Raw genomic sequence first — 10597 nt, 5'->3', positions numbered from 1 at the left:
TGCGGCCCAGCGCAAGTTGCGGCCAGCTAATGGAGTTGTTGTTGCGCGCGCTGAATTTCAAGTCGACCTTCTCGTCCCGGCCCGCCGGTGCGATCTCGCTACTGGTGATTGTTTCGGCGCTGTCCGCCTGCCACACCTCCAAGATGATCGGTGACCTCAGCCCGAGCGAAACCCTCACCCAGGGTTATGTGATCGATCAGCAGGCGATCGACCTGGTTCCGGTCGGATCGAGCCGCGAGCAGGTGCTTCTGGCGCTCGGCACGCCGTCGACGACGGCGACCTTCGACAACGAGGCCTTCTATTACATTTCGCAGACGCGCAAGCGCTACGTCGCCTTCGACAAGCCGCACCTCATTGACCAGCATGTGCTGGCGGTCTATTTCGGCCCCGACAGTCGCGTCACCCAGATCGCCAATTACGGCTTGAAGGACGGCAAGGTGTTCGACTTCATCTCACGCACCACGCCGACCGGCGGCAAGGACCAGAACTTCCTCAGCCAGATCATCAACGGCGCCAGCAAGCTGGCCCCCGGCATCCCGGGCGGCGGCACTCCCTGATCTCAGACCTGCCTTCCCTCGAGGAGAGCAGCACCATCTCAGGCGACCAAAAACCCGCGGGAGCGATCCTGCGGGTTTTTGTTATGGAAGATCAGTCGGCAAGGCTCGCAGCGAGGCCTCGCCAAAGGGACGAACTGAAGGGCGGCCGGTCATCGACGCAACAAAAAACCCGCGGGGATCGCTCCCCGCGGGTTTTGTCTTGGGGCCAATGGCTCAGCCGTGCGCGAGCACGGCCAGCAGCAGCAACGCGACGATGTTGGTGATCTTGATTGCCGGGTTGACGGCCGGACCGGCGGTGTCCTTGTAGGGATCGCCGACCGTGTCGCCGGTCACCGAAGCCTTGTGCGCTTCGGAACCCTTGAGGTGCTTGACGCCGTCCTTGTCGACAAAGCCGTCTTCGAACGACTTCTTGGCGTTGTCCCAGGCGCCACCGCCGGAGGTCATCGAGATGGCGACGAAGAGGCCGTTGACGATGACGCCGAGCAGCGAGGCGCCGAGGGCGGCAAAGGCGGACGCCTTCGAGCCCGAGATCAGCAGCACGCCGAAATAGACGACGAGCGGCGCCAGCACCGGCAGCAGCGACGGGATGATCATCTCGCGGATCGCCGCCTTGGTCAGCAGATCGACAGCGCGAGCGTAGTTCGGCTTCGACGTACCGGCCATGATGCCCGGATCCTCGCGGAACTGCTTGCGCACCTCCTCGACAATGGCGCCGGCCGCACGGCCGACGGCCGTCATGGCGATGCCGCCGAACAGATACGGGATCAGGCCGCCGAAGATCAGGCCGGCAACGACGTAGGGGTTGGAGAGATCGAAGGAGATCTCGCCCATGCCCTGGAAGTACGGATACTTGTCGCCATTGGCGGCAAAGAACTTCAGGTCGTTCGAGTAGGCGGCAAACAGCACCAGCGCGCCGAGACCCGCCGAACCGATGGCGTAGCCCTTGGTCACCGCCTTGGTGGTGTTGCCGACCGCGTCGAGAGCGTCGGTGGAGTGGCGCACTTCCTTGGGCAGACCGGCCATTTCAGCAATGCCGCCGGCATTGTCAGTGACCGGGCCGAAGGCGTCGAGCGCAACGATCATGCCGGCGAGGCCGAGCATCGTCGTGACCGCGATTGCCGTGCCGTAGAGGCCGGCGAGCTGATAGGTCGAGATGATGCCGGCGACGATGACGATCGCCGGCAGCGCCGTCGATTCCAGCGAGACTGCAAGGCCCTGGATGACGTTGGTGCCGTGACCGGTCACCGACGCCTGGGCGATGGAGTTGACCGGGCGCTTGTTGGTGCCGGTGTAGTATTCGGTGATCACCACGATCAGACCGGTCACCACGAGGCCGACCAGGCCGCAGATGAACAGGTTCTTGCCGGTGATGGCCATACCGGCAACCACGCCGATCTCGCCCCAGCCCAGGGTAACCGAGGTGGCGACGCCGAGGCCGACGATGGACAACAGGCCGGTGACGATCAGGCCCTTGTAGAGCGCGCCCATGATCGAGCCGTTGGAACCGAGCTTGACGAAGAAGGTGCCGACGATCGAGGTCAGGATGCAGGCGCCGCAGATGGCGAGCGGATAGAGCATCGCTGCCCCCAGGATGGCGGTGCCGCCGAAGAAGATCGCGCCGAGGACCATGGTGGCGACGACGGTCACCGCGTAGGTCTCGAACAGGTCGGCGGCCATACCGGCGCAGTCGCCGACATTGTCGCCGACATTGTCGGCGATGGTGGCCGGGTTGCGCGGATCGTCTTCGGGAATACCGGCTTCGACCTTGCCGACCAGATCGCCGCCGACATCGGCGCCCTTGGTGAAGATGCCGCCGCCGAGACGGGCAAAGATCGAGATCAGCGAAGCGCCGAAGCCCAGCGAAACCAGCGAGTCGATGACGATACGGTCATTGGGCTCAAGGCCCATGAAATGGGTGAGGATGAGGTAGTAGATCGACACGCCGAGCAGGGCCAGGCCAGCGACCAGCATGCCGGTGATGGCGCCCGACTTGAAAGCGATGTCGAGACCGGCGGCGAGGCTGTTGGAGGCCGCCTGCGCGGTACGCACATTGGCTCGCACCGAAACGTGCATGCCGATGAAGCCGGCGGCGCCCGACAGGACGGCGCCGATCAGGAAGCCAACCGCGGCGGTGATGGAAAGCAGCCACCAGGCGAGTATGAGCACGACGACGCCGACGAGGGCGATCGTGGTGTACTGGCGCGCCAGATAGGCCTGCGCGCCCTCGCGGATGGCCGCGGAGATTTCCTGCATGCGTGCATTGCCCTGATCGGCCGCGAGGACCGAACGTGTCGCCCAGATGGCGTAGAGGACAGAAAGCAGACCGCAGGCGATGACGGCGGAAATAATTGTCATTGCCGGATTTTCCTCGATTGATGGCCCAAAAGAACCCCTCCCTGGGCCGTTGAGACAAAGACCGGACCCGTGCACGGAATCCGCCTCTTCGCAGCGGTGTATGCGAAACAGGGCTGCGAACGTCAAGATATTGTTCGGTTTTTGCCCGGCTTTCGCCCAAAAGGCATAGGGCCACGAGACCGCAGCCATCGGCATTGTCCTATTAGATCGATTGAAATCGATCTCGACGCGGCACTTGGCTACTCGACTTCGCGRCCCATCCGGCGCGCCGTGTAGCGTTCGACCGCCGAAAGACCGTCATAGATCAGCACGGCAAGGGCTGCCACGATCAGGCCGCCCTGCAGGATGAAGGCGAGGTTGTTGGACAACAGCCCGGCGATGATCACCTCCCCAAGCGTCTTGGCGGCAACGGTTGAGCCGATGGTTGCGGTGGCAAGCCCGATCACCACTGACAGCCTGATGCCGCCAAGGATGATCGGGGCGCTGAGCGGCAGTTCGACCTTGGTGAGCCTTTGCCAACCGGTCATGCCGGCGCCGCGCGCCGCCTCCATGACATTGGCCGGCAATGTCGTCAGGCCGGTCAGCGCATTCTCGAAGATCGGCAGCAGGCCGTAGAGAAACAGCGCGATCAGCGTCGGTTTTTCGCCGAAGCCGACCGCCGGCACGGCAAGCGCCAGCACCGCCACCGGCGGAAAGGTCTGGCCGATGTTGACCAGGCTGCGCGACAGCGGCAGGAACTCGACGCCGGCGGGCCTCGTGACCAGGATGGCCAGTGCGACCGCGACCACGGTCGCAGCCACCGTGGCGATCAGAACGATGCGTAGATGCAGCAAGGTCAGCGTCAGCAGGCTGCCCTGATTGTAGATCACCGGCGCATTGTTCTCAGTCAGCGGCTTCAGCAGCGGCTCGAACCAGCCGGGATTGGTGACGAAGGCAACCAGCAGCACCACCAAAGCCAGCCTGAGCAGCGAGGGAAGCCAGGCCTTCATGCCGGCCTCGCGGCGCGCTTGACCAGGCCGTCGACGGTGACGCGGCCAAGCGGCTTGCCGTCGGCGCCTTTGACCGGCAGCGCCGGCCGGCCCGACCACAACAATTCGGCCAGCGCATCGCGCTGGCTGGCGTCGCCCGGGATCGCCTCGCCTTCGGCGGAGCCCCTCTCCACGGCGTCGCGCACGCGGCCGAGCGAAAGCAACCGAAACGGCCTTTCGCTGGCGCCGACCAGGGTCTCGACGAAGGCACTGGCCGGATTTGCCAGGATCTCCGCGGGTTTGGCGTACTGCACAAGCTTGCCGGCATCCATGACGGCGATCTTGTCGCCCATGTGGACGGCCTCTTCCATATCGTGGGTGACGAAGATGATTGTGGTGCCGAAGCGTTTCTGGATCGCCAGCAGATCTTCCTGTGCCTTGGTGCGGATGATCGGGTCGAGCGCGCCGAACGGTTCGTCCATCAACAGCACGTTGGGCTCGGCGGCGAGCGCGCGGGCAACGCCGACGCGCTGCTGCTGGCCGCCGGACAGTTCGTGCGGGTAGCGCGGCCCGAACGCGTCGGGATCGAGCTGGTAGAGCGTCATCAACTCGTCGACGCGGGCCTTGATGCGGGCCTTGTCCCAGCCGAGCAGCACCGGCACTGTGGCGATATTCTGCGCCACCGTGCGATGCGGAAACAGGCCGTGGCCCTGGATGGCGTAGCCGATGCTGCGGCGCAGTTCGTAACCAGGCAGCGAGCGATTGTCCGCGCCATCGAGCTTGATGACGCCAGCCGTCGGCTCGACCAGCCGGTTGATCATGCGCAGCAGCGTCGTCTTGCCGGAACCCGACGTGCCGACAATGACGCAAACCGTGCGCGGCTCGATGACCATCGAGACGTCATCGACGACCGTTGTCGCGTCGTAGCGCTTGGTAATGCCTTCGATCTCGATCATGCCATTTCAACCCTGCGCTTGGTGGCGGTCATTTCGATCACTGCGTCGAGGATGATGGCGGCGGCGAAGGCGAGCGCGACCGTCGGCACGGCGCCGAGCAGCACCAGATCCATCGCCGTCTGGCCAACCCCCTGGAAAACGAACACGCCGAAACCACCGCCACCGATGAGCGCGGCAATGGTGGCGAGGCCGATGTTCTGCACCAGAACGATGCGGATGCCGGTGAGGATCACCGGAAATGCCAGCGGAAACTCGACGCCGAACAAGCGCTGCCGGTCGGTCATGCCCATGCCGCGCGCCGCGTCGTTGGCGGCGCGCGGCACGCCGGCGAGACCGACCACGGTGTTGGCCACAACCGGCAGCAGCGAATAGAGGAACAGGGCGACGAAAGCCGGTGCCGTGCCGATGCCGCGAATGCCGAGCGCGGCGGCTCCCGGCACGTGCGTGGCGACCCAGCCGAGCGGCGCGATCAGAAGGCCGAACAGCGCGATCGAGGGAATGGTCTGGATGATGTTGAGCACGTTGAGCACGCCGGCGCGCAGCCTTTCGACGCGATGGCAGAGGATGCCGAGCGGCAGGCCGACGATCACAGCCGCGGCCAGCGAGCCGAGCGCCAGCGTCACATGCTTGGAGCCCTCGGCCCAAAAACTGTCGGCGCGGTTGGCGTATTCCTTGAGGATCGACAGATTATCCCAGCTTCCCGAAATCAACAGCAGGCCGATCGCCAAAGCCGCCACAACAAGCACGCCGACCCGTGCCAATGGCGACAGGTTCAGCCGTGTCAGYACATCGGCCAGCAGAAGCGTGAAGGCGAACATCAGTATCCAGAAACCGGAAGCTGGCGACACTCTCGCAAGGGTGTTGCCGGCCGGCGTCAGAAATGTTCCGGCGACGCCAATCAGCAGCGCCAGCGCTGTAAGCACCACCACGCTGGCGACGAGGCGCAGGACAAGCGGTGTCCTGAACAGCGCRACAAGTGCGGCGGCAACAATGATGGCGAGCAGCAGCGTCCCGGTCGCCGTCGGCAGCGCCTCGAGAATCGAGCGCGCCTGGCCGGGAACGATGCGGTTGGCGCGGAACGTGGCAAAGGGCGCAGCGAAAGCCGCGTAAGCTACTATCGCGGCGATGACCACGCCGAGCTTGTCGAACCGGATCTGCACGCCCTCCCCCGTCAGTCGATCCGGCGCGCAACGGATGCGGCGCGCCGGAATCGTCCTACTTCAGGAAGCCGTTCTTCTTCAAAAAGTCCTCGGCCACGCCCTTGACCGGCTCACCGCCGACCTGCACGCGACCGTTCAGCTCTTGCAGCGTGACGAGGTCGAGTTTGGCGAAGACCGGCTTCAGCAGCGTTTCGATCTCGGGATGTTCCTTCAGCACCTTTTCGCGGATGATCGGCGCCGGCTGGTAGACCGGCTGCACGCCCTTGTCGTCCTCGAGCACGACCAGGCCGGACGGTGCGATGCCGCCATCGGTGCCGTAGACCATGGCGGCATTCGCCCCGCTGGTCTGATTGGCGGCGGCTGCGATGGTTGCCGCCGTGTCGCCACCGGAGAGTGTGATCAGCTGGTCCGGCTTCAGCGTGAAACCATACGTGGTCTGGAAGGCCGGCAGTGCGGCCGCCGAATTGACGAACTCGGCGGATGCCGCCAGCACCACCTGGCCGCCGCCCGTGACATACTTGCCGAAGTCGGTGAGCGTGGCGAGCTTGTTGGTCTCGGCGACCTCCTTGCGCAGCGCGATCGCCCAGGTGTTGTTGGCAGGCGACGGCGACAGCCAGACGATCTTGTTGGCGTCGTAGTCGAGCTTCTTGGCCGTCTCGTAGGCCTTGGCGGCATCCTTCCAGACCGGGTCGTCGGCCTTCTCGAAGAAGAAGGCGGCGTTGCCGGTGTATTCGGGATAGATGTCGATCTCGCCGGCGGTGATCGCCTTGCGGACCACCGGCGTGCCGCCGAGCTGGATACGGTCGGTGGTCTTGATGTTGTTGGCGTTGAGAACGAGCTGGATGATGTTGCCGAGCACACCGCCCTCGGTGTCGATCTTCGAGGAGACAACGACCTGGGCACTGGCGGAAACCGCCGTGATGCCGAGCGCCAATGCCGCGCTGGCCAGAACCTTGACTGAAAACATTGTGAAATCCCTTGCTGTGAACCGGAATGCGGCGGCCGCATATGAGCATGGCTTCAACGGCCAGTCGGGGCACACGGTTTCATAACATCTGGCACAGACGCAATAATTTTGTTCGGGCGCTGCGTATTCGACCGACACCATGCTGACAGGGCGTGTCAGGCATGCGGCGACCGGGTCAGGCGTCGGCTTTGCGCCGTCCCGTCAGCTTGAGCGCGCCGAGGGCGACGAAGCACAGAACGGTGACAGGGAAGACCATCCAGTTAAGCATGGTCCAGCCCCAGGCGTTGTAAACCATGCCCGACATCAGCGACGCGCAAGCGACAGAACCGAACAGGACGAAGTCGTGGAAGCCCTGGACCTTGCCCTTTTCCGACGGCCGGTAGCTGGCCGCCACCATCGCGGTGGCGCCGATGAAGCTGAAATTCCAGCCAAGGCCGAGCAGGATCAGCGACGTCCAGAATTGCCACAGCGCCAGGCCCGATAGAGCGACAGTGGCGCAGCCGATGAGCAGGACCAGCCCGGTGGCGACGATCCGTTCGGCGCCGAAGCGATGGATCAGCGAGCCGGTGAAGAAGCTCGGCGCGAACATCGCCATGACGTGCCAAGAAATGCCGAGCGTCGCATCGTCCTCCGACAGGCCGCAACCAACCATCGCCAGCGGCGCGCCAGTCATCACGAAGCTCATCAGCGCATAGCTGCCGACGGCGCAGAACAGCGCCGCGACGAAGCGCGGGTGGGTGACGATTTCGACCAATGGTCTGGCGTCGCTGTCGGCGATCTCCACCTTGCCCGATACCTTCTCCGGCAAGCGCAGGAACGACAGGATGATGGCGCCAACGGCCGCCAGCGGCAGGATGGCTGCGAACGAACCGGCAAACATCACCGGCGCGAACGATTCACGGGTGAAGATGACGATCTGCGGCCCGAGGACGGCGGTGACGATGCCACCGGCCAGCACGAAGGAGATGGCGCGAGCCTTGAACTGCGGCGGCGCATTGTCGGCGGCGGCAAATCGAAACTGCTGGACGAAGGCGCCGCCGATGCCGATCACCAACAGGCCGAAGGCGAATAGCCAGAAACTGCCGTGGAAAAGCGCTGCTGTGGCAACCAGCCCGCCAAGCGCAGTGACGATCGTGCCGGTCATGAAGCCGCCGCGCTGGCCCATCGCGCGGATGATGGCCGCTGCCGGTAGCGCTCCGAGCGCCACGCCGATGTTGAAGCCGGTGATCGGCGCTGTTGCCAGCGACTTGTCGGGACCAAGCAGATATTGCCCGGCCAGCCCCCCCATGGAGATGGCGATGGGGGCAGCAGAACCGATGATCGCCTGCGATGCGGCAAGGATCAAAGCGGTGCGCCGCGCATCCTTGCCTGCCTCGACGGCGATTGCCGTCATGATGCGTCCTTGCCGCGCCCCTCGCCACGCACCCGGCGAGACACACGGTCAAGCACAGCATTGACCAGCTTCGGCTCGTCTTCCTCGTAGAAAGCCTTGGCGATATCGACATATTCGGAGACGATGACGGCGACGGGAACATCCTCGCGCTTCATCAACTCGTAGACGCCGGCGCGCAGAATGGCGCGTAGCGTCGAATCGAGCCTCGACAGCGGCCAGTCCTCGGTCAGTGCCTGTCGGATGATCGGATCGACCGTCTTCTGGTTCTCGACGACACCGGCGAGGATAGCGCGAAACCATTGTGCGTCGGCTTCACGATAGAGCGCGCCGTCGACTTCCTTGCCGAGGCGAAAGGCCTCGTATTCGGCGGTGATCTCGAAGACGCCGCTGCCGGCGACATCCATCTGATAGAGCGCCTGCACGGCGGCCAGCCGGGCAGCGCCGCGCTTGTTGGCCTGGCGTACCGGTGGTCGGTCGTTGTCTCCGGATTGCGTCACGCCGGTCAGGCTCCGAGCCGTTTCTTGACGGCGATCATGGTCAGCGCGGCGCGGGCGGCAAAGCCACCCTTGTCGCCTTCCGTGCGCCGGGCGCGCGTCCAGGCCTGTTCGTCGTTTTCGGTGGTCAGGATGCCGTTGCCGATGCAGATCGATTCCTGCACCGACATATCCATCAGGGCGCGCGCGGATTCATTGGCAACGATATCGAAATGATGCGTCTCGCCGCGGATGACGGTGCCAAGCGCGACAAAGCCGTCATAGTCGGTGCCCTCACCCTCGGCGGCATCGAGCGCGAAGGAGATCACGGCCGGAATTTCCAGCGCGCCCGGCACGGTGACGACATCGTACTTGGCGCCGGCTTCGTCGAGCGCAGCCTTGGCGCCTTCGAGCAGCGCGTCCGCCAGATCATCATAGAAGCGGGCTTCGATGATCAGCAGCTTGAGTTTCTTGTTCCTGGGCATTTTGCGTCACGTCTCCGGCGGAGCCGGTGACTTAGGCCGAAGCCCGTTTGATCGCAAGCAGAAGATGTTGCACGTGCCCAGTTTGCCGCGGAAGTCCGTCCGACTGTGACCGTCAAAGCCCCTCTTTTGCGGCCTCCACCAGCCGCGCCGCGTAGCGGGCCATGGTGTCGATCTCGAGATTGACGCGGTCGCCAACCCTGCGCTCGCCCCAGGTGGTCACGGTCAGCGAGTGGTGGATCAAAAGCACGTCGAAGCGCGTGCCTTCCACCTTGTTGACGGTGAGCGAGGTGCCGTCGAGCGCGACCGAGCCTTTCGGTGCAATGAACTTCGCCAGATCGCGCGGTGCTTCGAGGGTAAAACGCACCGCGTCCCCTTCATCCCTGCGCTCGATGATCTCGGCCATGCCGTCGACATGGCCCGAAACGATGTGACCACCAAGCTCGTCGCCGATCTTCAGCGCTCGCTCCAGATTGATCCGCGTGCCCGATTTCCAATTCGTCGCCGTCGTCAGCCTGAGCGCCTCTTCCCAGGCCTCGACCTCGAACCAGCGCGCGTTCGTGCCGCTGTCGGGCAAGGCGGTAACCGTCAGGCAGACACCACCGCAGGAGATCGAGGCGCCGATGGCGATGGTTTCGGGATCGTAGGCGGTGTCGATGCGTAGCCCCACCCCTTCCCTCAGCGGCTTGACGGTCGCGACGGTGCCGACATCGGTGACAATTCCAGTAAACATCGGTGATCCTTCCGTTTGACCATGATCCTGTCCGAAAACCGGTCCCACTGTTCGGGATCGTGGTCTAAATGTTCCTGATCCACTCGGCGTAGCTGTCTTCACCGAAACGCATATCGCGGAGCTTTCGAAATCCTGCCGGGATATGGTCGGCATCGATGGGCGATGCAATGCCGTCGGCGCCGATCGCTTCCGATCCCTGGAACAGCACGATGCGGTCGACTAGCCCCTCGGCCAGGAAAGCGCCGGCAACCTTGGCGCCGCCCTCGACCAGAACACTGGCCATGCCGAGCGCGGCCAGATCCTCGAGCAGTTCCGGCAGCGCAACGCCGCCCTCATGCGTTTCGGTGCCGATGAAGCGCACCCCGGCGCGCTCCAGCATGGTCCGCCGCAGCGGATCGGCCTCCAGGCAGGCGGCGACGTAAAGCGGCACCCGGTCCACGCCCGAAACCAGCTTCGAGGTCTCCGGCAGCCTGATCTGCCGGTCGAGGACAATGCGCGCCGGCGACCGGTTCTCCAGCCCCGGCAAGCGCACCGTCAATGCCGGGTCATCCTC

The 10597-nt window shown here is 64.5% G+C and carries 11 protein-coding genes; 1 reads left to right on the top strand and 10 read right to left on the bottom strand.

Translation table 11 applies throughout. The features are described from left to right. Positions 1 to 41: 41 nt before the first annotated feature. Complete coding sequence (locus ACXJ7R_RS15960) at positions 42 to 557, top strand: outer membrane protein assembly factor BamE (protein ID WP_457152675.1); 516 nt, start codon at positions 42 to 44, stop codon at positions 555 to 557. A 213-nt stretch (positions 558 to 770) separates the two neighbouring features. On the opposite strand, the gene ACXJ7R_RS15955 is transcribed toward ACXJ7R_RS15960, so the two are convergent. From ACXJ7R_RS15955 to ACXJ7R_RS15910, 10 genes are all read right to left on the bottom strand, one after another. After that, positions 771 to 2912 (bottom strand): sodium-translocating pyrophosphatase, encoded by a 2142-nt coding sequence (locus ACXJ7R_RS15955; protein WP_457152674.1) that lies wholly within the window; start codon positions 2910 to 2912, stop codon positions 771 to 773. A gap of 239 nt (positions 2913 to 3151) precedes the next feature. Then, positions 3152 to 3901, bottom strand: coding sequence for an ABC transporter permease (locus ACXJ7R_RS15950; RefSeq protein ID WP_457152673.1), 750 nt, complete (start codon positions 3899 to 3901; stop codon positions 3152 to 3154). Continuing rightward, entirely contained in the window at positions 3898 to 4836 is a 939-nt protein-coding gene (locus ACXJ7R_RS15945; RefSeq protein ID WP_457152672.1) for an ABC transporter ATP-binding protein, read from the bottom strand. The genes ACXJ7R_RS15950 and ACXJ7R_RS15945 overlap by 4 nt, the downstream gene beginning before the upstream one ends. Continuing rightward, positions 4833 to 5996, bottom strand: a complete 1164-nt coding sequence (locus ACXJ7R_RS15940; protein WP_457152671.1) for an ABC transporter permease — start codon at positions 5994 to 5996, stop codon at positions 4833 to 4835. The genes ACXJ7R_RS15945 and ACXJ7R_RS15940 overlap by 4 nt, the downstream gene beginning before the upstream one ends. Before the next feature lie 55 nt (positions 5997 to 6051). After that, positions 6052 to 6963, bottom strand: a complete 912-nt coding sequence (osmF, locus tag ACXJ7R_RS15935; RefSeq protein WP_457152670.1) for a glycine betaine ABC transporter substrate-binding protein OsmF — start codon at positions 6961 to 6963, stop codon at positions 6052 to 6054. A 175-nt stretch (positions 6964 to 7138) separates the two neighbouring features. After that, positions 7139 to 8356: an MFS transporter gene (locus ACXJ7R_RS15930; RefSeq protein WP_457152669.1), complete on the bottom strand. Its 1218-nt coding sequence runs from the start codon at positions 8354 to 8356 to the stop codon at positions 7139 to 7141. Further along, a complete protein-coding gene (gene nusB, locus ACXJ7R_RS15925; RefSeq protein ID WP_095081158.1) occupies positions 8353 to 8853 on the bottom strand; it encodes a transcription antitermination factor NusB in 501 nt (166 codons plus the stop codon). Before nusB ends, ACXJ7R_RS15930 begins: the two co-directional genes overlap by 4 nt. Positions 8854 to 8858: 5 nt before the next feature. Then, a complete protein-coding gene (locus ACXJ7R_RS15920; RefSeq protein WP_095081157.1) occupies positions 8859 to 9314 on the bottom strand; it encodes a 6,7-dimethyl-8-ribityllumazine synthase in 456 nt (151 codons plus the stop codon). A gap of 112 nt (positions 9315 to 9426) precedes the next feature. Then, positions 9427 to 10044 (bottom strand): riboflavin synthase, encoded by a 618-nt coding sequence (locus ACXJ7R_RS15915; protein WP_095081155.1) that lies wholly within the window; start codon positions 10042 to 10044, stop codon positions 9427 to 9429. Between the two features lie 64 nt (positions 10045 to 10108). Beyond that, positions 10109 to 10597: RibD family protein (locus ACXJ7R_RS15910; RefSeq protein WP_457152668.1), on the bottom strand; the 489-nt coding region annotated here is incomplete at its 5' end.

This window comes from Mesorhizobium sp. P5_C1 (assembly GCF_054049815.1).
The sequence above is the reverse complement of the archived record's forward strand: the minus strand, read 5'-3'. Positions and strand labels throughout refer to the sequence as shown.

Bases quoted from the DNA above. Each gene is read 5' to 3' on its own strand.
- ACXJ7R_RS15955 (WP_457152674.1), bottom strand. From the start codon at position 2,912: ATGACAATTATTTCCGCCGTCATCGCCTGCGGTCTGCTTTCTGTCCTC.
- ACXJ7R_RS15945 (WP_457152672.1), bottom strand. From the start codon at position 4,836: ATGATCGAGATCGAAGGCATTACCAAGCGCTACGACGCGACAACGGTC.
- osmF (WP_457152670.1), bottom strand. From the start codon at position 6,963: ATGTTTTCAGTCAAGGTTCTGGCCAGCGCGGCATTGGCGCTCGGCATC.
- ACXJ7R_RS15930 (WP_457152669.1), bottom strand. From the start codon at position 8,356: ATGACGGCAATCGCCGTCGAGGCAGGCAAGGATGCGCGGCGCACCGCT.
- ACXJ7R_RS15920 (WP_095081157.1), bottom strand. From the start codon at position 9,314: ATGCCCAGGAACAAGAAACTCAAGCTGCTGATCATCGAAGCCCGCTTC.
- ACXJ7R_RS15915 (WP_095081155.1), bottom strand. From the start codon at position 10,044: ATGTTTACTGGAATTGTCACCGATGTCGGCACCGTCGCGACCGTCAAG.